Origin of the sequence: Methylobacterium tardum, assembly GCF_023546765.1 — a bacterium.
Taxonomy (GTDB): Bacteria; Pseudomonadota; Alphaproteobacteria; order Rhizobiales; family Beijerinckiaceae; genus Methylobacterium; species Methylobacterium tardum.
This window is the reverse complement of the sequence record NZ_CP097484.1, coordinates 2,130,183-2,150,828: the sequence shown is the minus strand read 5'-3', so window position 1 is coordinate 2,150,828 and position 20,646 is coordinate 2,130,183. Positions and strand designations below refer to the sequence as shown.

Here is a 20,646-nt window from a genome sequence, read left to right as displayed (position 1 = left end):
CGTACAACGCGGCGGCGTGCCGCAAAGATGCCGCCGCAATATGCCCGCGCTGCCCCCAGCACCAGTACGATGGTGGCCGTATCCGTCTCCATGGCCGCCTACGGGGGCGCCGACGCAGGCCGAGGGGCCGGCTCTTCCGAACAGCCAGCGGAGCGGCGTCGGCGCGGATGCCGGCAGGCCGAGCAGCGCGAGCGCGACGGCACCCGGGAGTGCAACGACCGGCTGATCGGCGTGGCCGTGAAGGCCCGCGCGCGCACGCGCTCCCTAAACCCGCAACCAGGCATGCGGGACGAGGTCGAGGCGTTGTTCGGCCACGACAACCAGCTCGCCGACAAGGACTTCAGGCTGCGCCGGAGTGGCGACGCAGAGACCGCACGCGCACTCGTCCGGCACGGGAACAAGGCATCGAGCGGGGCCCAGTCCTGGCGTCCCGTGTCTCTGCCCCGGTCCAGGGAGCCGCCAAGGTAGCGTCCATGGCGGCATCCGTGGCGGCGGAACGGCCCTAGGAGCCCGTCTCGCGCAGCAGGCGCGGCACCTCGCCGGGGATCTCGCGGGCGAGAAATCCGACTGGGCCGATCGAGGCTGCCAAGCGCTTTCCGGCCTCCCCGTGCAGGAACACGCCCCATAGCGCCGCGGCCAACGGCGCCAGACCGCGCGCGAGCAGCCCGACAACGATGCCGGCCAAGGCGTCCCCCGAACCGGAGGTCGCCAGGCCGACGCCACCGCCCTCGTAGAGCCAGCGCGCACCCTGCGGGTCCACGATCCAGGTCTGCGCCCCCTTCATCACCACGACGGCGTGCAGCAGGTTGGCCGCCGCAAGCGCCGCGTCGAGCGGGTCCGCCTCCACCGCCTCACGGCTCCGGTCCAGCAACTGCGCCATCTCGCCAGCATGCGGCGTGATCACCACCCGTTCCCCGTGCCGGCAGACGTCGCCGGCATGCGGGGCGAGCCCGCAGATCGCTGCCGCGTCGAGGATGAAGGATGCGTCAGGCAGCGCCTCAAGCAGTTCTACGGCCAGCTTCGTGGTCGGACCGTCCTCGACCAGGCCGGGACCGATCAGAAGGCCGTCGCAGCCCTTCGTCACCTTGAGCAGGCAGTCCTTGGCGCGCTCGCCGTCGACGCCGCCCTCCGGTGTCTCGGGAAGGCCGACGACCATGGCCTCGGGCACCGCGAGCCCCATGCCGGCGGCCCTGCTCTCGACGGTCGCGATCTTCAGCTTGCCCGCGCCCGCGCGCAGGGCGGCAACGCCGGCCAGCAGGGCAGCGCCAGGAACCGAACGAGAGCCCCCGAGCACCAGCGCGCTGCCGCGCTCGTCCTTGCTGCCCTCGTGCGGCATGGGGAGGGGGAACGCCTTAAGGCTGCCCGCGGTGAGGATCTCGTGCGTCATCGGGCGGCCACGTTCGCGTCGGGCTCGGAGGTGATCGGCGCCCCAGCCTCGGCGACGGGCGCGACGAAGTTGTAGCGCACCAGCGCCAACCTGCCGGTGGTGCCGACGCTTGGCCGGAACGCGTACTCCGTCACCGAACAGTTCGCGACGTCACCCGCGGCGTCGACGGCCAGGATCTCTGACTCGGTCATCTCCTCAATCAAGTAGCGCAGGCACAGCACGACGACCTGATGCGCGACGATGAGAACCCGCTTGCCGCCATGGTGCAGCGAGACCGTGTCCAGCGCGCTCCTCAGGCGCAGGATCACGTCGCACCAACTCTCGCCGGATGGCGGGCGGTGGTAGAACTTGCCTAGGCGCCGGCGCATCTCGGCTTGCTCGGGATGCAGTTGCTCGACGCCAGTCCACGTCAGCCGGTCGAGGATGCCGAGCTCCTTCTCGCGCAATCGCTCGTCGACCACGTGTGCCGGCGCGTCCTTCGTCAGGCCGCCCGCGGCGCGGATGCGGTCGGAGGTCTGCACGGCCCGCAGGTACGGCGAGGTCAGAATGGTTTCAGGGCGCTCGCCCGCCGGGAGGTCTGCGAACCAACTCCCAACGGCGTCGGCCTGCCGTTCGCCGCGTGGGCTGAGTGGCACGTCGACGTCCCGCTCGGCTATGTCGATCCGCGCCAGGCTCGCGCCGTTCGCCGCCTCGGCGGCGACGTTGCCGGCGCTCTCACCGTGCCGCACGATCCACAATCGGCTCGGCCATCGCTGCTGCATGTGTCGGCCGTCCTCTCTCGGTGTTCGGCAACGTCCGTCGCGCCAGCCGGTTCGCACGACGACGCCCGCGGCCTCACCGACTTGCGACCGCCCCTTGCTGGAGCGGCCCCGGCGCGGAGTCCCGCGATCCCACCCGACCGGGGCAAGGGGCCGAGAAACCCTGGCCCGCTCACCCGCACTCGCCGCCCGGAGGTCCCACCCCCGCTTCCGCATTGCCGGTCGTGCGGCCTCCGATCCCCCTTGGGGTTCAGTTTCCCGTCACGCGGGCAGCGTCCCGCCGGCGCCTGCCACCGGCCACCTTGCGAAGCATGCGCGAGACCTGGTCGGCCGAGTACGGCTTCTGCAAGAGTTCGAAGCCGTTCGAACTCTCCTGTGCCAGAACGTGGCTGTAACCGGAGGCCAGGACCACCGGCAGGTGCGGCAGCCGCCGCTGCAGGATGCGGGCGAGCTCGATCCCACCGATACCCGGCATGACGACGTCCGAGAACACGACGTCGAAGCCGGCGCCGTCGGAGCCGAGCTTGTCAAGCGCCTCTTCGGCGTTGGTCGCCCACGTGGTGATGTAGCCCAGGTCCTCTAGGATCTGGGTGGCGAAGCGTCCGACCTCGACGTTGTCCTCGACCACCAGCACCCTTTGGCCTGCCCCGCCCGGATCCACGGATGCCGCCTCCCCGGCGTCCCCGCGAACGGCGAACTCCGCCTCGACCTGGGGCAGGTAGAGCGTGAAGGTGGTGCCCTGGTCCGGTGTGCTGTGCACGTCGACGTCGCCGCCCGACTGCTTGGCGAAGCCGAAGACCTGGCTGAGGCCGAGGCCGGTGCCCTTGCCGACCTCCTTCGTGGTGAAGAACGGCTCGAAGACGCGGGACAACAGGTCCGCTGGTATTCCCGAGCCGGTGTCGCTGAGAGAGACAGCCGCGAAGGGGCCTTCAGCGCCGGCATGGCCGCGGATCGATGGCAGCGGTGCGCCGCATCGAAGGCGCAGCGTCAGCGTTCCCGAGCCGTCCATGGCGTCGCGTGCATTCACCGCCATGTTCACCAGCGCCGTCTCGAACTGGCTGGCGTCCACACGGACGAAGCACGGGTGATCCGGTAGCTCGGTCACCACCCGGATGCGAGCGCCCGTGACTGTGTCGAGCAGGTCTCCGACGACGGCCAGGCGTGCGCCGACGTCGAGCGTCTCGGGCTTCAGGGTCTGCCGCCGGGCGAAGGCGAGGAGCTGGCCGGTCAGTTTGGCCGCGCGATCCACCGTCTCCGAGACGGCGTTGAGGTACCGGCCCCGGCGCTCCTCGGCGAGGTCCGGCCGTCGCAGGAAGTCCACCGACGAGCGGATGATGGTCAGCAGGTTGTTGAAGTCGTGGGCCACGCCCCCGGTCAGTTGCCCAACCGCCTCCAGCTTCTGCGACTGCCGGAGCGCCTCCTCGGCGTCCCGGAGCGCCTCCGCCTGCACCTTCTCGGCGGTGACGTCGCGCCCATAGGCGTAGACGAGGTCGCCCTCGATGGCCGTGCGCCATGAGATCCAGCGCGGGGTGCCATCCTTGTGCCGGTAGCGGTTCTCGAAGTCGGTGAGCGGCCCCGACGTCACGGCCCGTTCCAGGGCCGACCGGGTCGACTCGGCATCGTCAGGCCAGATGAATTCGCCGAAGTGCCGGCCCGTGACCTCCGCGGGGCCGTAGCCCAGAATCGCCTCCCAGGCCGGGTTCACCGCCTTGAACACGCCGTCGGCGCCCACCACGACCAGCAGGTCGCGCGAGTTGCGCCAGACCCGGTCGTGCTCGGCGGTGCGCTCGGCGACGCGCTGCTCCAAGGCCTCGTTGAAGCGCACGAGCTCGGCCATCACGCGTTTCTGGTCGTCGATGTCGGTGCTGGTGCCGACCCAGCGCACGACCGCGGTGTCGCCCGCCAGCACCGGCTGCGCCCGGGCCAGGAACCAGCGGTAGGTCCCATCGGCGCGCCGCAGGCGGTACTCGCACTCGTAGTTGGTGAGGCTCCCGACCGCCGCCAGCCACTCCCTGGCCACGCGCTCTCCATCGTCAGGGTGGATGATGGCCCGCCAACCGTTCGCGTCGAGCTCTCCCGGCTCGACACCCGCATAGGCGTAGACACGCTCGTTGAACCAGTAAGCGCGGCCATCCGGGTCGGTGACCCAGACGAAATTCGGCAAAACCTGGGAGAGGACGCGGAACTGCTCCTCGCTGTCGCGCAGTGCCGCCTCGGCCTGCTTGCGGGCGGTGATGTCGATGGCCGTGCCGATGACCCGGATGCAGCGCCCGCCCTCGAAGACGCCGCGGCCCTTGGCGGCCACCCAGCGCACGACGCCGTCCTCCTTGCCCACCGTGCGAAACTCGACGTCGTAGACGGCGCGCCGGTCCGGGTCCGCTGCGGCGGCATAGGCCGCACCGGTGACCTCCCGGTCCTCCGGGTGCAGCCCCGCATAGTAATCGGCCATGGAGACCGGCACATCCGGCGAGATCCCGAACATCGCCTTCACCCGAGCCGGCCAGAACATCGTACCGTTGACCTCGTCCACGTCCCACAAGCCGACCTCGGCGGCATCGGTGGCGAGTCGCAGGCGCGCCTCGCTCTCGCGCAACTGCTCCTCGGTGTTCCTGCGGGCGGTATCGTCGAGGTGCAGGCCGTCCCATACGAGTTGGTTGTCGACTTCACGCGGCGCGGAGATGATGCGGGTCCAGACGAGGCTGCCGTCGGGACGGCGCATGGGCGCCTCGACGTCGAAATGCGCGAGGTCCCGCACGGCGGCTGCCTCGGCCTCGGCGATGCGGGGGCGGTGCTCGGGCAGGATCAGGTCGTAGGCCGCGGCCGGATCGGCCAGCACGGCCTCGGCCGAGACGCCGGTCATGCGCTCGAAGCCCTGCGAGACGTACAGAAAGCGCCGGCTCGAACCGTCGCGAGGCGTGGCGATCTGGTAGACGTAGCCGCCCGGCAGGTGGTCGGTCACGGCCCTGAGGCGTGCCTCCGCCTCCCGCAGGCCGGTCTCGGCCAGCACGCGCCCGGTGGTCTCGGTGCAGGCGCAGAACATGCCGGCAACGCGCCCGCTCTCGTCGCGCACCGGCGAGTAGGAGAAGGTGAACCAAGTCTGCTCGCCGAAGCCGCGCCGGTTCATGGTCAGCGGCATGTCGTCGGACCAGGTCGGCTCGCCCGCGAGCGCCGTCTCCACGAGCGGCGCGATGTCGGGCCAGATCTCCGACCAGATGTCTCGGAAGCGAGCACCGAGCGCAGCGGGATGCTTGCCGCCGAGAATCTCCGCATAGGCGTCGTTGTAGAGGAAGCCGAGTTCAGGCCCGAAGGCCACGAACATCGGGAAGCGCGAACCGAGCAGCAGGCTCACGGTGGAGCGGAGGCATGGCGGCCAGGTCGCGGGTGGTCCCAGCGTTGAGCCGGACCAATCGTGGCAGCGCATCATCGCGCCCATCTGACCGCCCCCTGCGAGGAAGAGCGGGAACTCGGAGGTGGCGCTTTCTGGCATGCGGCGTCGGTCGGTTTTAGCCGGTTAGCAGGACCCGCGCAGACGCAGCATCCGGTTTCCAGCGAGAAGCGATTGTTTAGCGGAGACCTGAGGGTAGATCCCGGGAGGTGGCAAGCTGGCGACGTTGCCTGGGAGCAGCGCCGCCTTCGGCCTGCCACCGACGGCGACCTTGCCCGAGCATACCCAATCCGAGCCGCGATAGGCACGCGCGGAACCACGCAGGCCAGGGTAGCACCAAAGGCCTCGCACGCGATCCGAGAGGCTCGCAGATGCGGCTCTGCGGAAGCGCGGCGCCGCGCTGCTGGTCGACGACGAGGAACGCGTGCGCCTGAGCACGGCCGACATGCTGGGCGAGCCCGGATCTGCCGTGGTCAAGGCAGTCTGGGGCGAGGCGGCGTTGGGCATGGTCGACCGCGGCGAGCGCTTCGACCTGCTCGTGACCGACCACTTCATGCCCGGCATCACCGGCACCGATTTGGCACGCCCCGTCTGGAGCCTGCAGCCTGATGGGCCCGTGCTCTTGGTTTCCGGCTACGCGGAGAACGACGGCGTCGCGGCCGGCCTGCCGCAGCTCACCAAGCCCTTGCGCGAGGATGAGCTCGCGTCGAGCCTCGCCCGGTTGGATCACGCCTTATCCTCAGCCCGCGTTGCGGGCATTGCTGCTCGTTCTTACCAAGATGTTCATCTAACCGTGTGAGCGGAGGACGCCGCGACACATCTCCCAGACCGAGATTCAGCTATTGAGCTGAAGTCTTCGGAGCTGCGCCCTCGGTGAGTGGTAGATCGACGGTGCAAAGCAACTCGGTCTCGCCGAGATTGTAGCTCGTGCGAGCCTGAAGCGCGTAGGGCAGTGCCCGCTCGATCAACTCGCGCCCGTAGCCACCTCGCTTCGTCGGGCTCTGCTCCTCGCGCTGACGCACAAGCCCGATCTCCTGCCAGTCCATCACCAACCGTCGACCTGTCTCGTCCGTATACGTCCGCCATGCCACCCGCAGCTGACCGCTGTCAGTCGTGAGAGCACCGTACTTCCGCGCGTTGGTGGCCAACTCGTGCAGGGCCAGCGCCAAGGTCTGCACTGTGCCCTTGCGCAGGCGCACCTTCGGTCCCTGCACCGTCACGCGCTCCGGGATGTCAGCCGCGCCGAGCGCATCCAGCTCCGAGCGGATAAGCCTGTCCATCGTGATCGGTTCATCCCCTGCTCGGGACAGCAGCCCTTGCACGCGCGAGAGAGCGCCGAGACGTTCGTTGAAGGCCGTCCTGAACTCGTCCAATGACGCGCTTGTGCGCAGTGTCTGTTGCGCCACGGACCGCACCACACCGAGGAGGTTGCGCGTGCGATGCTGCAGCTCCGCGACGAGGATCGCTTGCGTGTCCTCGACCTGCTTCTTCCGCGTCATATCGCGGAAGTAGACAGACAGGCCACCATCGGCGGTCGGGTAGATGCTGATATCGACCCAGTGATTGAGGATGGGCGACATGGCCTCAAGCCTGACCACCTCCCGTGTCTCTGCCGCCCGGAGGTGCGCCTTGTAGGATTCGGACCCGATCGCCTGCGGGAACTCTTCCCAGAATACTTTGCCGAGCAGATCCTGGCGGTCACGTCCCCACCACGCTTCGGCCTCACCGTTGACGTAGGTGAACCGCCACTCAGCATCGACCGCATAGAAGGCGTCCGAGATGCTCTCAAGAATCTTCGCGCTTCGGTCGCGCTCCGTGCGTAGCGCATCTTCGACGTGCTTGCGGTCGGTCACGTCGCGCCAGAACACGGCGAGCGTCCCGTCGGACGTCGGGTACGCTCGCATGTCGAGCCAGTACGCTCGCCCGTCCGCCCAGGTGTAGCGGTGCTCCAGGGCTGCCGGCTCGCGCTCGAACATGGCCTGTTTCAGCAGGCGGCCGATCTCCGAATGTTCGCTGCCAGGGTAGGCCTCCCATTGCGAATGCCCGACGATCTCGTCACGGCGACGTCCGTCCAGGCGCAGCGCCTCATGATTGTGTTCCAAGATTGTGAAGTCAGGGGCAAGCAGGCCAAAGCCCTCGCCCATACCGTCGAGCACGCGGTGCAGCCGCGCCTCGCCCTCACGCAGTCTTTGTTGCACCAGATGTTGCGCGGTGATGTCGAAGCTGACGCCGTTGATGATCCAAGGCCTGTCGCGCTCGGCGCGCCCGCGCCACTGGATCCAGCGACCCGCATTCGGGCCTATCGCCACCTGCACCTGATCCTGAAATTCCTGTTCAGGGACGATCGGCTTCGCGGTCACGGCTGCGAGCGAGGCCGCGCCCTCCGGGTACATCAAATCGGCATACACCGAGGCCGGGTGCAGCGCGTCGGAGAACGAGACGCCCCAGAGGGCTTGGAAGGCGTCGTCCGCCCGAACCAGACCGCTGCGCGTGTCCCATCGCCAAGCACCCATCCCGCCGCTCTCAAGCGCGATGCGGCGAAGTTCCTCGCTCTCGCGCAGTGCTGCCTGCGTGCGACGGCGATCGGTGACCTCCATCAGGATCTCCAGAGCGCCCCCGAACCCATCGGCTCCGTCGGGGATCGGCGACCATGTGGTGTCGAACGCCCGCTCCTCAGGCTGCCTGTCCGGACCGAGCAGCGTGACGCAGAGATCGGCGATCCGGGTTGCCCGGCCCGCCAATGCGGCCTCCATCACGGGGGCGAGCACCGCGGCATGGATTTCCGGCCAGCCCTCCGCTGCTGGCCGGCCGAGCAACTCGGGATGCCTGTCTCGAGCGATCGCGATGTAGGCGTCGTTGTACAGCTGAACATGGGCGGGGCCCCACAGGATGTTGGCGGGCCCCGGCATGGCCAGGATCATGTTCACTGCCACGCTCAGGCCCTGTGACCATCCTTCGATCGGTCCGAGCGGTGTCGCAGCCCAGCCGAAGTCGCGGATGCGAGCGGCCATCTCGCCATCGCCCCTGGGCCAGAGAACACCGGTCAATGTCATGAACTCCTAGGCGCAGGTGCGATCACGTACGAGAGCCGATGTAGATCAGGTCATCTCCCACGCGTAAGATCCATGCGCCGCGCCTTCATCGGAAGTCGCATCGCCTCAGATCGGCTGAAGCATCCGCTCCACCCAGGTTCGGTGACGATTGAGCCGGCAGGACAGCCTCACACCTTCTGCGAGGGTCAGAGAGGCCGCAATCCACCGGCCCACAGTGCAGCACGAATGACCGCCCCAAGGATGCTGGCATCGCAACGCAGGCCAGCCATCTTGACCGACAGGACCTCCGTCTACGGATCAGCCTGTCTGCCAGACAGTCGCCACGGCCGGGTTGCAATACGAGCATAAACAGCTAAGCTCCTCGGTATGGAATACTGAGGAGGGCGACCATGAAACCAGTCTATCCCCTTGAGGAAGACCGCCCAGGAGCAGCGATTCCGCCCGCGACGGCACGTCACCCGGCGCACGAGGACGAGCTCCGTCAGCAGCAGATGCGCCGCCAGCACAACACCCGTGCCCGCGAGCGCGCCGCCCGGCACCATCGCGCCGGCCGATCTCTGCTCTGAGCGCGCGGCCATGCTGGACGCCCTGCTCCTCGTCTGCGCCGTCGTGGCGATCGTCGGGACGGCGATCCGGATCGGCATCGCGGCGACCGCCCCCTCCGTCCGGCCCCGACGCATCACGTGGGACGATCCCTGAGACGGCGCCGATCCTGCGCGTGCGAGGCGCGCTAACGCGGATCGCCCGCATCTCGGATGATGCGCACGGGCCGGAAGGCGCGCGCCGCGACCTCGGCCTCGACCCAGGCGCGCGCCGCATCCATCGAGGGATGATCGGCATAGGCGGGGGTCGCGGCGGCCATTCCGAGCCGGATTGCACGACGTATCCCCGCATGCCGCCGGCAACGGACCCGACATAGCCGAACACCTTGCCGGTCCCGTCCACGAGGTCGGTGCAGTGAACCGGGCCGTCAGCCCAGCGAAGATCAGGCATCCTCACGCCCCACATGCGCGATTCGGGTTGACCGCGTCATAGCACTCGGCCGATGCGGATCGACGCGGGACCGGGCCGCCCCTATACGCGCATCGCGGGCGCGGCGGTGACCGGTGCCTTCGAACCCGCGGGGGATCCGGCGTGGCGGAGAGCGTGGCAATCGTCGGTCTGGGCTATGTCGGGCTCCCGCTCGCCCTGGCCTTCGGCCGGGTGCGGCCCACGATCGGCTACGAGCAATCCGCCGCCAAGGTGGCCGCCTACCAGGCCGGAACCGATCCGACGGGCGAGATCGACGCCGGGGCGTTCCGGGCCGCCACGCATCTCGCGATCACCGACGACCCGACGGCCCTGTCGGCCGCCGACGTGATCATCGTCACGGTCCCGACCCCGGTCGACGCGGCGCAATGCCCGGATTTCGACCTGCTGACCAAGGCTGCGGCGCTGGTCGGGCAGCATATGACGCGCGGGGCGACCGTGGTGTTCGAATCCACGGTCTATCCCGGCGCCACCGAGGAGATCTGCATCCCCGTCCTGGAGCGGCATTCCGGCCTGCGCTGGAAGACGGATTTCTTCGTCGGCTACTCGCCGGAGCGGATCAATCCCGGCGACACGGCGCACGGCCTCGCCCAGGTGGTGAAGATCGTCTCGGGCGACACACCCGAGACGCTGGACCGGCTCAAGGCCCTCTACGGCACGATCGTCCCGGCGGGCCTCCATGCCACCTCGTCGATCCGCGTCGCGGAGGCCGCCAAGGTCATCGAGAACACCCAGCGCGACCTCAACATCGCGCTCATGAACGAGCTGTCGCTGATCTTCGACAAGCTCGACCTCGACACGCAGGAGGTCCTCCGGGCGGCCGGGACCAAGTGGAACTTCCTGCCGTTCCGGCCGGGCCTCGTCGGCGGCCACTGCATCGGGGTCGACCCGTACTACCTCACCCACAAGGCCGCGATGATCGGCTACCACCCGCAGGTGATCCTGGCCGGGCGCCGGATCAACGACAGCATGGCGGCCCACGTGGCCCGGAGCACGGTGAAGCGGATCGTCCGGCGGGGCGGCAGCGCCGGACACGCCCGGGTCATCGTGCTGGGACTCACCTTCAAGGAGAATTGCGCGGATCTGCGCAATTCGAAGGTGGCCGACCTCATCGCGGAGCTGGAGGCGTTCGGCTGCGCCGTGGCGGTCCACGATCCGCGCGCGGGCCGCGCGGAGGCCCGGGACGCGTACGGCCTCGACCTCCTCGACTGGGCCGACCTGCCCGCGGCGGCGGACGCGGTCGTGATCGCCGTGCCGCACCGGGACTATGCCGAACTCGGGCCGGAAGCGATCGCCGCGCTGGCGAAGCCGGGGGGCCTGATCGTGGACGTGAAGGCGCTTCACGACCGGGCGGCCTTTGAGCGGCTGGGCTACGAGGTCTGGCGGCTGTGACGGAATCGGACATCAGGGCGCACGCCATGAACGAGACAGGCCATGACGCCGCTTCGATTGCGGACCGGCATGCGCGCTACCCCGACGCGCAGATCCGCGCGATCCTGAACAGCACGCGCACGATCGCGCTGGTGGGCGCCTCGGCGAACCCGGCGCGCCCGAGCTGGATCGTGCTCAAATACCTGCTCGATCGGGGCTACGCGGTGATTCCGGTCAATCCCGGCCTCGCCGGCCAGGACCTGCTCGGGCGCCGGGTGGCGGGCTCGCTCGCCGAGGTCCAGGGGAGCTTGGGCGGGCAGCCGATCGACATGGTCGAGATCTTCCGCAATGCCGCCGCCGCCGGCCCGCTGGTGGACGAGGCGCTCGCCCTCGATCCCTTGCCGAAGGTGATCTGGATGCAGCTCGGCGTGCGCGATGATGCGGCCGCCGCCCGGGCCGAGGCCCGCGGGCTGACGGTGATCATGAACCGCTGCCCCAAGATCGAGTACGGCCGCCTCTCGGGGGAGATCGGCTGGACGGGGGTGAATTCCCGGATCCTGAGCGCCAGGAAGCCGGTCCTCGCGGGCCGGGGGGTCCAGAAGCTCACCATCGCGGAGCGGGGCCGGCGCGGCGACTGAACGCGATTCCCTCACGATCCCCGACAGCGTCCCGTGGCGCGCTGATCGGGTGATCCCATCCACGGCCCTCATCCTGCGGTGCGGCGAAGCCGCCGCGAAGGGAGGCTTCAGCCAGCCGCGCGATCCCTGACGGTCTCCTTCGAGGCCTGCGCCGCGCTCCGGCACCTCAGGATGAGGGGGTGGACGATCGAGCCTTCGCGGCCGCGCGCCACAGATCGCGCGGTACTATGATACCTCATCGATCAAGCCGCTCTGATTGCTTGCCTTTTCGCGATCGTCGATTTTCCTGTTGACCCGGTTACCGGGTCCGGCTATGCACCCGCCACCGCCGCCGCGTGCCCCCACGCGGCGGCTCGTTTTTCGGCACCCCGATGCCTTCGGATCCCGACGCGTCGGGATCCGGTCCGTCGGAACCCCTGGGATTTGGCTATGAAGACCACCTCGCTGAAGCCCGCCGAGGTCGACAAGAAGTGGATCGTGATCGACGCGGAGGGCCTGGTCGTCGGCCGTCTCGCCTCGATCGTGGCGATGCGCCTGCGCGGCAAGCACAAGGCCGCCTACACGCCCCACGTCGATTGCGGCGACAACGTCATCGTCATCAACGCCGAGAAGGTGAAGTTCACCGGGCGTAAGTACAATCAGAAGAGCTACTTCTACCACACGGGCTATCCGGGCGGCATCAAGGAGCGCACGGCCAAGTTCATCCTCGAGGGCCGGTTCCCCGAGCGCGTGGTCGAGAAGGCTGTCGAGCGCATGCTGCCCCGTGGCCCGCTCTTCCGTCAGATCCTCGGCAACCTCCGCGTCTACAAGGGCGCCGAGCACCCGCACGAGGCCCAGCAGCCGCAGGCGCTCGACGTCGGCGCCCTCAACCGCAAGAACGTGAGCGCTTGATCATGGCGACCCTGCAGTCCCTCGCCGACCTCAACCGGGCGAATACCGGCGCGGTCGACCCCGCCAACGAGGCCCCCATCCACGTCCAGAAGCTGGACGCGCAGGGCCGCGCCTACGCCACCGGCAAGCGCAAGGACGCGGTCGCCCGCGTCTGGATCAAGCCCGGCAAGGGCACGGTCACGGTCAACAAGCGCCCGGTGGAGACCTACTTCGCCCGTCCGGTGCTGCGCATGATCCTGCGCCAGCCGCTGGAGATCGCCGGCCGCGTCGACCAGTACGACATCACCGTCACGGTGGCGGGCGGCGGCCTCTCGGGCCAGGCCGGCGCGGTGCGCCACGGCCTCTCGAAGGCACTGACCTACTACGAGCCGGAGCTGCGCGGCCCGCTGAAGCGTGAGGGCTTCCTCACCCGCGACGCCCGCGTGGTCGAGCGTAAGAAGTACGGCCGCAAGAAGGCCCGCCGCAGCTTCCAGTTCTCCAAGCGCTAAGACATCCGGTCATACCGGTGTCACGGAGAGGGCGGTTCCTGCGGGGGCCGCCCTTTCGCGTTTCAGGACTCGGTTCAAGGCTCGGCCGTTGACAGGCTGCCGCACGGCGCGCACCTGATCCCCGGCCGCGATGCCCGCCTCGGGCGGCATGCATTTCGGAGAAAGCGAGACGGACGATGGCTGGCCAAGGCGCGACGAAGCCCACCGTGTTCATCGACGGCGAGGCCGGCACCACCGGCCTCGGCATCCGCGAGCGCCTGGAGCGCGACGGGCGGGTCGCCCTGCGCAGTATCGCCCCGGAGCACCGCAAGGACCCGGAGGCGAAGCGCGCGCTGCTGGCCGAGGTCGACCTCGTCGTGCTCTGCCTGCCGGACGAGGCCGCCAAGGAGACGGTGGCGCTCGCCGACAGCCTGCCCGGCGGCGGGCCGCGCGTCCTCGACGCCAGCACCGCCCACCGGGTCGCCCCCGGCTGGACCTACGGCTTCCCGGAGCTGACCCGGGAGCAGGGGGCGGCCGTGGCGCGTGCCCGGCGGGTGGCCAATCCCGGCTGCTACCCGACCGGCGGCGTCGCGCTCCTGCGCCCGCTGGTGGAAGGCGGCCTGATCCCGGCCGACCACCCGATCAGCGTCAACGCGGTCAGCGGCTACAGCGGCGGCGGCAAGAGCATGATCGAGGCCTACGAGCAGGGCACGGCGCCGCCGTTCCAGCTCTACGGCCTGGGCTTCGCCCACAAGCACCTGCCGGAGCTGCAGCTCTACAGCGGTCTCTCACGGCGGCCGATCTTCGTGCCGTCCGTGGGCAATTTCCGGCAGGGCATGCTGGTGAGCGTGCCGCTTCACCTGGACACGCTGCCGGGCCGGCCCGCGGCCGCCGATCTGGAGGCCGCCCTGCGCGACTGGTACGCCGGCCAGCCGCTGGTGCAGGTGGTGCCGGGCGCCGGAACCGGCGCGCACCGCGAGAAGATCGAGCCGGAGGATCTCAACGACACCGACCGGCTGGAGCTGCGGGTGTTCGGCTCGTCCGAGCACGGGCAGGCGGTGCTGGTGGCGCGGCTCGACAATCTCGGCAAGGGCGCTTCCGGGGCGGCGGTGCAGAATCTCGGGCTGATGCTCGGACTCGACGGCTGAGGCTCAGGCCGTACGCTGAGGCTCAGCAGACGACGCGCGGCGGACCGGATCCCGTGTCCGCCGCCGCCGCGCGGGGCCTCACGTCGACATCCGACGCCGTCCGCGCATGCGCGCGGATCGGGGGATCTGATCCTGTAGGGACTCGTCGTCCCAGGCGGGTGGAGAAGTCGGCTGCGGCCAGCTACACCTCGCGACGCCGACGGCCCCGCCCGCGTTTCGGAGGGCTCGGCACGAAATCCTGGCGGGAAGGCTCGGGCGCGATTTGATGGGTGCGGACGTCGATCATCATCGGGACTTCGTCGATCTCGCGCAGGGCAGCGCGTGGACACGCGTCGGCCCGGACGGCGCGTCACCGGCCGGAGCCGATGGGGACGCCACAGCGATCGCGATCGACCTCGGCCAGCGCTTTCCCGTTCACAGCCTTCAGATCGGCACCTCCGGGGACGCGGGCGCGGCCGACATCCTTGTCGCCTTCTCCGACGACGGCACGACGTGGTCGCCGCCCGAGCGCGTGCCGCCGGCCGACGACGCGGCGCCCGCAGCCGAGATCCGGATCGCTCCGGGCGAGGCCGCCTGGGCCCGACACATCCGCGTCTCGACCCCGAGCCTCGCGGCCCAAGACGACCCAGCCGTGCAGATCTGGTGCGAGCGTGCCGCGTTCGACCTGATCGTGCTGCGCAAGCTTCTGGACGCCGATTTCGACATCGTGTCCGAGCAGCCGGGCAGCGACGTGTACCGAGCCTACCGGCTCCGGAGCAATCCGGAGCAGACGGGCCTCTCCCTCGTCGGCGTCGATCTCTACGAGAACGGAGCCTTCGGGAACTTCATCATCCAGTGCCTGATCGCCATCGGGATCTGCCGCGCGCTCAAGCTCAAGTACCTCAAGCTGTCCATCATGGACAGGAGCGAGGTCCTCGACTTCGCGGAGGCCCGCGAGATCGGCGGGATCACCTTCCTCCCCGCGCAGGCTCCCCTGCCGCCGGACGGCTATTTCCTGTCGGGGATGTTCTTTGACGTCCGCGTCCAGAAGCTCGCGGGCGAGCTCGACCAGGACGAGTCGCGCCACATCATCAGGAACTACATCCGCCCACTCTTCAACCGCATCCCGACGCGGTTCGAGGCGAAGCCGGCGGATCAGCTCCACATCCACATTCGCTCCGGCGACATCTTCAGCACCTGGGTCGCGCCGCACTACCCACAGCCGCCGCTCGCCTTCTACAAGCTCGTCATCCAGCGCCTGCTCGCGGAGAAGCGCATCACGTCGATCAAGATGGTGTTCGAGAACCGGCTCAATCCGGTGATCCCCGCGCTCGAGGCCTACATTGCCGAGATCGGCCTGCCGCTGACGACCCAGAGCGGAACGCTCGCCGACGACGTCGCGGCGCTCGTCAACGCCCGCTATCTGGTCTTCGGTCTGGGGACGTTCGGGCCCGGCGTGTGCCACCTCTCCGATCACGTCGAGCACGTGTTCTACTTTGCCTCGGGATGGCCGCAGCACTTCCGGGGCATCCCGACCATCGGGAAGCTTACCGAGGTCCTGGACGTGGCCGGCGCCTACACGAAGGTCGGCGAGTGGGACAACTCGCCCGAGCGGCGCGCCATGATGATCGACTACCCGGCCGAGAACCTCGCCTTCGACGACGCCTGAGCCGGCCGTCCCGCCTTGCCGAAGGCGGGAAAACCGGTGACAAGCGCCCAGCCGTTCCGCCGGAGGAGAGATTTGGCCAGCGCCGACCCGTCATCGGAAGCCCAGCGCGTCAACGCCTTCGCGACGCACCGGGCCGAGGTGCTGATGATGCAGCGGCGGCGCCTCCGCTCCCGCCACACCACCCTGGTCAGCTTCGCGGCGAAGTACCATTACGTCGAGAGCCAGCGCCGGCTGGTCGCCGCGGCCGCGGTCACGGGCGATTTCGACACGATCGAGAGCTGGTCCCCGGACCGGCTCCGCGAGACGCCGTTCTACCGGGCGCACCGGGAGATCCTCGACCGGTCCCGGGGCGCCGGGAACTGGGCCTGGAAGCCCTACATCATCGCGGAAGCCCTGATGGGGCGGCGCGACGGCGACTTCATCGTCTTCACCGATACCGGGATGCAGGCGGTCGGCGACGACCCGCTGCCGCCGGTTGCGCCGCTCCTGACCTGGCTCGCCGGGTCCGGGCGTCGGGTGGCGGTCGGCGTGCTCCACGGCCGGCCGCAGCGGGTCTGGACCAAGCGCGACTGCTTCGTGCTCATGGACTGCGACGCGGAGCGCTACTGGGAGGCCGACCAGATCCAGGCCACCTGGATCGCCTTCATGGTGAGTCCGGCCACGCGCCACCTCGTCGCCGAGTGGCTGCGCTACGCGGAAGACCCGCGGGTCGTCACCGACAGCCCCAACCAGATGGGTCTGCCCGACCTCGACGGCTTCGCCGACCACCGCTTCGATCAGAGCATCCTGTCGAACCTGATCTACAAGCTCGACCTGGAGATCCCGCCGCTGCGGCAGCCCTCGAAGCAGATCCGGACGCTGATCGAGGAGCTCGAGACGGACACGCTGGTGGCGACCCGCCCCTCCGACAACATCGCGCTGGGCAAGACCTGGACGGCGAGTTCCGCCTCGCCCTGGTCCGGCACGACGGGTGTCTACGGCACGCGCACCACCGGCGACCCGTCGTTCTTCTTCCACACGGCTCTGGAGCGGGACCCCTGGTTCGTCCTCGACCTCGGCGCGGTGGAGCGGGTCTCGGAGATCCGGATCTACAATCGCTGGGGGCAGCTCAGCGAGCGGGCGCAGCTGATGCGGGTCTGGCTGGGCGAGACCGCGGACGCCTACCGCCTCGTCTTCGACGCCGTGGATGCCCACTGCCATCCCGGCTGGCCTCTCCATCTGCGGTTCGACAACGCGCGGTTCCGCTACCTCAAGATCGATCTCGACGAGGAGCAGTACCTGCACCTCGACGGCATCGAGATCTTCGCGGCGCGCTGAGGCCGCGGCAGCGCGCGACGGCATGGGCGCAGAAATGTCAGACACGCCGCTCTTCCCGTTCGGGCCGATCCTGTTCTTCGGCGATTCGGTGACGGCGGGGCTGACGGCCGGGGCCCCACAACTCTTTTCCGGGCCTCAGACGGTCGCGCGCGGGATTGCCGGGCAATCGACCCGGGACATGGCGCGGCGGCTTCGCTCCGACATCGCCCTCTACGGTGCCCGGGGCCTTCACCTGATCGCCGGCCGCGACGACATCCTCAGCGGCGACGGCGCGTCATCGCTGGAGCAGATCACGGCCGACATCGCCGCCATGCTGCAGGACGCCCGCGACCTCTACGTGCGGACCTGGGTCGGCTCGATCCCGCCGGTCGATCCGGCCGCCCCGGCCACGGCCGGGCTGCCGGCCGCGCGCATCGGGCAGGTCAATGCGTGGCTGCGCGAGCACGCTCCGGCCTACGGCGCGCAGTTCATCGACTACGATCCCGTCCTGGCCACCGAGACGGGCGCGCTCCGGCCCGCGTTCAGCGACGACGGAATCCGGCTCAATGCGGCCGGCGAGGCGGCGCTCCGGGCCACGATGATGGCGGCCCTGACCGCCCCGGGCGTCGAGCAGATCTGGGCCCCGCCCGAGAGCGAGGATGCCGCGCGACGGCGCAAGTTCCTGCATCATTTCGGCTATCTCGACTCGAACACGCGCTATCCGAGCCCGTTCATCCAGTTCGCCGGCAAGCCGGGGGCGAGCCATTACGGCGTCCCGTTCGACGCCAACGGCTTCCTGAACGCGGCGCCGATCGTGGAGCGAAAGCCGGCCGGTGAGACCCGGATCCTGGTCGTCGGCGACTCGACCACCATCGACGGCGGCGACATCGCCAAGACCCTCCCGGGGCGCATCGAGCGGATCCTGCGGGCGGATGGGCTGGCGGGCGCGAAGGTCTACAATTTCGGGGTGATGTCGAGCTGCCTCACGCAGATGACGCACCTGATCTGGTCGCGTCTGATGAACTACAGCCCGGACGCGCTCATCGTGGTCAGCGGCAGCACCGACCTGTTCCAGCCCTGGACCTACGATCCCCGGCCCGGCTACCCCTACAACGCCTTCATCACCGAGCGGCTCTATGATCATTTCTTCGACACGCACGACCCCCGGGCGCGCGAGGACGGTCTGTCCTACGACGCGCTGATCACGCTGATCTACGGGGAGCTGAAGCGGCTGCGCGCGGAAGTCGGCTGGCAGAGCCCGGGCTGGGAGGACGCGGTCGTGCACCAGTACGAGCGCGCCGCGCACCGCCTGACCAAGCTGTCGCACGATCACCGGGTGCCGATCGTCAGCGTGCTGCAGCCGACGATCCTGCGCAAGCGCCACCTCACCGAGGTCGAGCGCGGCGTCGCCTCGGGGGCGTTCCTGGCCTATCTCGACCGCCAGTACACCAAGCTGGAGGCCTTCACGGCGCAGCTCGCGGCCCGGCGCCCGTATCGGCGCACCTTCACGGCGCTGGACCTCAGCGGCATCTTCCGCGACCGGGAGGAGGGGACCTTCTACGACATCGTCCATTACGACGATCCGGCCCGCGAGATCGTCGCGGCGCGGTTGGCCACCGAGATCCGTGGCGCCCTGGAGCGAGCCCGCCCGCGGACGCCCTTCGCGCGCGCGCTGCGCCTTCTCGGCAGCCGGCGGCGCTGAGACTCGAGCCCGCCGAGGTCATCGCGGGGTCACTCCGGCGACGGATGCGTCGGGCGGCAGCCCGCGCCGCCGGTCTCCCTCGTCCGTCTCTGACGTCCTGCGCCGGACACCATCAACCCTGCCCGACCTGCAGGTCTGCGCCTTTGGCACATCCGGCTCGGACATTCCGCCGACCGCGCGGCTCTACGCCGGCCTCTCGCTCCCGCCGGGCTGCTGTTCGAGGTGGGCGCGCAGGATCGCGTATTGCTCCACGACGCGGTCGAGTTTCGCGGCGTTCGCCGCCTTGATCGCCTCCGATCCGAGATCGGGCTCATAGGTGGCCGCAAAATGCGCGGCGTACGCTTTCAGCTTCACGGCGATGAAATCCATGTCCGCCGACCAGACGGCTTCCGCGCGGACTTGCTGGAGGCGCCGGGAGATTGCGAGCCAGTGCAGATCGAGGGCGATGCCGCTGCCCATCTGCCTGAACAGGTCGAACATCGAGTCGAGGATCTCGTTCGCGCTACGGGTCGGCATGGCAGAACGCTCCGTCACGCCTGCGCCGGGAGGAGATCGGGCCGTGCGTACCAATCGTCGAACAGGGAGAGGTGCCGGAACCGTCGGCGATATCCGAGGCCGGTCAGAAGATCGTAGATCTTCCCGCGACTGTCCGAGAAATTGTGCTCGACGCTGATCAGGGCGACGTCGCGACTCGCGAAATCGAAGCTTTGCAGGACATCGAACTCGCCGCCTTCGACGTCGAGGCTCATGTAGTCGATCTGCCGGGGTGCGCGGGCCTCCGACAGGAAACGGTCGAGCGAGATCGTCTTGACCGCGTATTGAACGCCCTGCTGGCGCGCATCCGCGTGGAAATCGCCCGTGATGAGATCCTCGACTCCCGACAGCTCGCCGATGTCGACCTCGTTGAACAGGACCTCAATGCCATCGGTTTTGTAGACGCACTGATCGGTGATGTAGCAATTGCGATTGCGATACAGCGCCGCGTGCCAGGCGCGGGCCGGCTCCGCCAGAGCCCCCTGCCAGCCGAAGGTCTTCTCGAGCAGGAGCGTGTTGCTGAGGCTGACGCCGTCACAGGCACCGAACTCGGCGAAATAGCCGTTCCGCTTCTCCTTCAGCTCGTAGAGGACCCACAGATCCTGCAGCAGCTGCGCGTTGGAGTAGGGGGCCATCCGCGCGGCGAACGACAGGAATTCGAGATCGGACTGGAGGATGTGGGGCTTCTCGTCCAGGTTGTCTCTGAGATGGATCAGCGCGTTGAAGACCGTCAGAAGCTCGGCACTCATGGTCCGCGGTTGCACCTTCTGGCTAGCATTGCTCGATACCGACGAGGCCGTGCGATCGCGTCAGGGATGGACGCGGCCGAGGGGCCGGGTGCCCAGGATCCGGTTCGAGCCGTCGAACAGAACGGCGTGCTGGAGCGAGTCAGGCCCCTGGTCGGGGACGGCGCCCGCCGCCTTTCGGATGGCCGACAGGAAGAGCTTCCGGCTGAACCCGTAGGGGCGCAGGCTGCCCAGCAGCGCGTCGACCAGCGTGGCCATGGCGTCGGACCGCGCGCGGGCCTGGTCGCGGTCGCGCAGGGCCGCGTCCCGCTCAGCCCTGATCACCGCCAACGCGATCTGCTGCTGCTGGATCTGGCGGATGTAGCGCGTGTCGAGGTCGCGGGCGGGGTTCTTCGTCATACGGCAGCCTTGAGGGCCCGGAAGGGGATCAGGCCGGGACACGGACGGCGACCGGCGTTGCCGATCGCACGCCGCGGTGTGCCCCAGATCCGAGGCACCATAGCGACGGTCCGCAGCGCTGTGCAGGCGGTCGAGACGGTTTTGCGCATCACCGCGCGCGAAGGCCCGGTTCGATCCTCGCGTGAGGCGTGTGG

At 69.1% G+C, this 20,646-nt stretch carries 19 protein-coding genes; 11 read left to right on the top strand and 8 right to left on the bottom strand.

What is annotated here, in order from left to right; genetic code table 11:
• The first annotated feature begins 69 nt into the window (after positions 1–69).
• Positions 70–468, top strand: a complete 399-nt coding sequence (locus M6G65_RS10060; protein WP_238199649.1) for a hypothetical protein — start codon at positions 70–72, stop codon at positions 466–468.
• 34 nt (positions 469–502) lie between these two features.
• Here M6G65_RS10060 and M6G65_RS10055 read toward each other — a convergent pair whose 3' ends face one another.
• The 3 genes from M6G65_RS10055 to M6G65_RS10045 form a co-directional block, all read right to left on the bottom strand.
• Positions 503–1,387 (bottom strand): NAD(P)H-hydrate dehydratase, encoded by an 885-nt coding sequence (locus M6G65_RS10055; RefSeq protein WP_238199650.1) that lies wholly within the window; start codon positions 1,385–1,387, stop codon positions 503–505.
• The gene (locus M6G65_RS10050; protein ID WP_250103888.1) at positions 1,384–2,148 is read right to left on the bottom strand and encodes a histidine phosphatase family protein; all 765 of its coding nucleotides are present in this window, start codon (positions 2,146–2,148) and stop codon (positions 1,384–1,386) included. Before M6G65_RS10050 ends, M6G65_RS10055 begins: the two co-directional genes overlap by 4 nt.
• Positions 2,149–2,395: 247 nt before the next feature.
• Positions 2,396–5,632 (bottom strand): PAS domain-containing protein, encoded by a 3,237-nt coding sequence (locus M6G65_RS10045; RefSeq protein ID WP_250103887.1) that lies wholly within the window; start codon positions 5,630–5,632, stop codon positions 2,396–2,398.
• A 322-nt stretch (positions 5,633–5,954) separates the two neighbouring features.
• On the opposite strand from M6G65_RS10045, the gene M6G65_RS10040 reads away from it, so the two are divergent.
• Entirely contained in the window at positions 5,955–6,329 is a 375-nt protein-coding gene (locus M6G65_RS10040; protein ID WP_238199653.1) for a response regulator, read from the top strand.
• 40 nt (positions 6,330–6,369) lie between these two features.
• Here the strand turns inward: M6G65_RS10040 and M6G65_RS10035 are convergent, their stop codons facing one another.
• Positions 6,370–8,583 carry a PAS domain-containing sensor histidine kinase gene (locus M6G65_RS10035; RefSeq protein ID WP_238199654.1) on the bottom strand — a complete coding sequence of 738 codons (2,214 nt, stop codon included), beginning with the start codon at positions 8,581–8,583 and terminating at the stop codon, positions 6,370–6,372.
• Positions 8,584–9,096: 513 nt separating this feature from the next.
• On the opposite strand from M6G65_RS10035, the gene M6G65_RS10030 reads away from it, so the two are divergent.
• Complete coding sequence (locus M6G65_RS10030; RefSeq protein WP_192708444.1) at positions 9,097–9,282, top strand: hypothetical protein; 186 nt, start codon at positions 9,097–9,099, stop codon at positions 9,280–9,282.
• Positions 9,283–9,313: 31 nt separating this feature from the next.
• Here the strand turns inward: M6G65_RS10030 and M6G65_RS33445 are convergent, their stop codons facing one another.
• On the bottom strand, positions 9,314–9,445 hold the full coding sequence (locus M6G65_RS33445) for a hypothetical protein (RefSeq protein ID WP_284042378.1): 132 nt from the start codon (positions 9,443–9,445) through the stop codon (positions 9,314–9,316).
• A 272-nt stretch (positions 9,446–9,717) separates the two neighbouring features.
• On the opposite strand from M6G65_RS33445, the gene M6G65_RS10025 reads away from it, so the two are divergent.
• From M6G65_RS10025 to M6G65_RS09990, 8 genes are all read left to right on the top strand, one after another.
• Positions 9,718–11,004 carry a nucleotide sugar dehydrogenase gene (locus M6G65_RS10025; protein WP_238199657.1) on the top strand — a complete coding sequence of 429 codons (1,287 nt, stop codon included), beginning with the start codon at positions 9,718–9,720 and terminating at the stop codon, positions 11,002–11,004.
• 26 nt (positions 11,005–11,030) lie between these two features.
• Positions 11,031–11,621, top strand: coding sequence for a CoA-binding protein (locus M6G65_RS10020; RefSeq protein ID WP_238199659.1), 591 nt, complete (start codon positions 11,031–11,033; stop codon positions 11,619–11,621).
• Positions 11,622–12,050: 429 nt separating this feature from the next.
• Positions 12,051–12,512, top strand: a complete 462-nt coding sequence (gene rplM / locus M6G65_RS10015; protein ID WP_160534646.1) for a 50S ribosomal protein L13 — start codon at positions 12,051–12,053, stop codon at positions 12,510–12,512.
• A gap of 2 nt (positions 12,513–12,514) precedes the next feature.
• On the top strand, positions 12,515–13,000 hold the full coding sequence (gene rpsI, locus M6G65_RS10010) for a 30S ribosomal protein S9 (RefSeq protein ID WP_192708448.1): 486 nt from the start codon (positions 12,515–12,517) through the stop codon (positions 12,998–13,000).
• A 176-nt stretch (positions 13,001–13,176) separates the two neighbouring features.
• Positions 13,177–14,127, top strand: coding sequence for an N-acetyl-gamma-glutamyl-phosphate reductase (gene argC, locus M6G65_RS10005; RefSeq protein ID WP_192708449.1), 951 nt, complete (start codon positions 13,177–13,179; stop codon positions 14,125–14,127).
• 265 nt (positions 14,128–14,392) lie between these two features.
• Positions 14,393–15,775 carry a coagulation factor 5 8 type domain-containing protein gene (locus M6G65_RS10000; RefSeq protein ID WP_238199661.1) on the top strand — a complete coding sequence of 461 codons (1,383 nt, stop codon included), beginning with the start codon at positions 14,393–14,395 and terminating at the stop codon, positions 15,773–15,775.
• Between the two features lie 72 nt (positions 15,776–15,847).
• Positions 15,848–17,092 (top strand): hypothetical protein, encoded by a 1,245-nt coding sequence (locus M6G65_RS09995; RefSeq protein ID WP_250103886.1) that lies wholly within the window; start codon positions 15,848–15,850, stop codon positions 17,090–17,092.
• 34 nt (positions 17,093–17,126) lie between these two features.
• The gene (locus M6G65_RS09990; RefSeq protein WP_238199664.1) at positions 17,127–18,773 is read left to right on the top strand and encodes an SGNH/GDSL hydrolase family protein; all 1,647 of its coding nucleotides are present in this window, start codon (positions 17,127–17,129) and stop codon (positions 18,771–18,773) included.
• Positions 18,774–18,956: 183 nt separating this feature from the next.
• Here the strand turns inward: M6G65_RS09990 and M6G65_RS09985 are convergent, their stop codons facing one another.
• Genes M6G65_RS09985 through M6G65_RS09975 form a run of 3 tightly spaced genes read right to left on the bottom strand, consistent with a single transcriptional unit; the run spans position 18,957 to position 20,452 of the window.
• Positions 18,957–19,289 carry a hypothetical protein gene (locus M6G65_RS09985; RefSeq protein ID WP_238199665.1) on the bottom strand — a complete coding sequence of 111 codons (333 nt, stop codon included), beginning with the start codon at positions 19,287–19,289 and terminating at the stop codon, positions 18,957–18,959.
• A 14-nt stretch (positions 19,290–19,303) separates the two neighbouring features.
• Positions 19,304–20,056: an FkbM family methyltransferase gene (locus tag M6G65_RS09980; RefSeq protein WP_250103885.1), complete on the bottom strand. Its 753-nt coding sequence runs from the start codon at positions 20,054–20,056 to the stop codon at positions 19,304–19,306.
• A gap of 60 nt (positions 20,057–20,116) precedes the next feature.
• Positions 20,117–20,452 carry a hypothetical protein gene (locus tag M6G65_RS09975; RefSeq protein ID WP_238199667.1) on the bottom strand — a complete coding sequence of 112 codons (336 nt, stop codon included), beginning with the start codon at positions 20,450–20,452 and terminating at the stop codon, positions 20,117–20,119.
• Positions 20,453–20,646: the final 194 nt, after the last annotated feature.

What these genes read in the sequence shown, in the direction of transcription:
- M6G65_RS10020 (WP_238199659.1), top strand. Translation starts at nt 11,031, where the DNA reads ATGAACGAGACAGGCCATGACGCCGCTTCGATTGCGGACCGGCATGCG.
- rpsI (WP_192708448.1), top strand. Translation starts at nt 12,515, where the DNA reads ATGGCGACCCTGCAGTCCCTCGCCGACCTCAACCGGGCGAATACCGGC.
- argC (WP_192708449.1), top strand. Translation starts at nt 13,177, where the DNA reads ATGGCTGGCCAAGGCGCGACGAAGCCCACCGTGTTCATCGACGGCGAG.
- M6G65_RS10045 (WP_250103887.1), bottom strand. Translation starts at nt 5,632, where the DNA reads ATGCCAGAAAGCGCCACCTCCGAGTTCCCGCTCTTCCTCGCAGGGGGC.
- M6G65_RS10060 (WP_238199649.1), top strand. Translation starts at nt 70, where the DNA reads ATGGTGGCCGTATCCGTCTCCATGGCCGCCTACGGGGGCGCCGACGCA.
- M6G65_RS33445 (WP_284042378.1), bottom strand. Translation starts at nt 9,445, where the DNA reads ATGGCCGCCGCGACCCCCGCCTATGCCGATCATCCCTCGATGGATGCG.
- M6G65_RS10050 (WP_250103888.1), bottom strand. Translation starts at nt 2,148, where the DNA reads ATGCAGCAGCGATGGCCGAGCCGATTGTGGATCGTGCGGCACGGTGAG.
- rplM (WP_160534646.1), top strand. Translation starts at nt 12,051, where the DNA reads ATGAAGACCACCTCGCTGAAGCCCGCCGAGGTCGACAAGAAGTGGATC.
- M6G65_RS10000 (WP_238199661.1), top strand. Translation starts at nt 14,393, where the DNA reads ATGGGTGCGGACGTCGATCATCATCGGGACTTCGTCGATCTCGCGCAG.
- M6G65_RS10035 (WP_238199654.1), bottom strand. Translation starts at nt 8,583, where the DNA reads ATGACATTGACCGGTGTTCTCTGGCCCAGGGGCGATGGCGAGATGGCC.
- M6G65_RS09990 (WP_238199664.1), top strand. Translation starts at nt 17,127, where the DNA reads ATGTCAGACACGCCGCTCTTCCCGTTCGGGCCGATCCTGTTCTTCGGC.
- M6G65_RS09975 (WP_238199667.1), bottom strand. Translation starts at nt 20,452, where the DNA reads ATGACGAAGAACCCCGCCCGCGACCTCGACACGCGCTACATCCGCCAG.
- M6G65_RS10055 (WP_238199650.1), bottom strand. Translation starts at nt 1,387, where the DNA reads ATGACGCACGAGATCCTCACCGCGGGCAGCCTTAAGGCGTTCCCCCTC.
- M6G65_RS09980 (WP_250103885.1), bottom strand. Translation starts at nt 20,056, where the DNA reads ATGAGTGCCGAGCTTCTGACGGTCTTCAACGCGCTGATCCATCTCAGA.
- M6G65_RS09985 (WP_238199665.1), bottom strand. Translation starts at nt 19,289, where the DNA reads ATGCCGACCCGTAGCGCGAACGAGATCCTCGACTCGATGTTCGACCTG.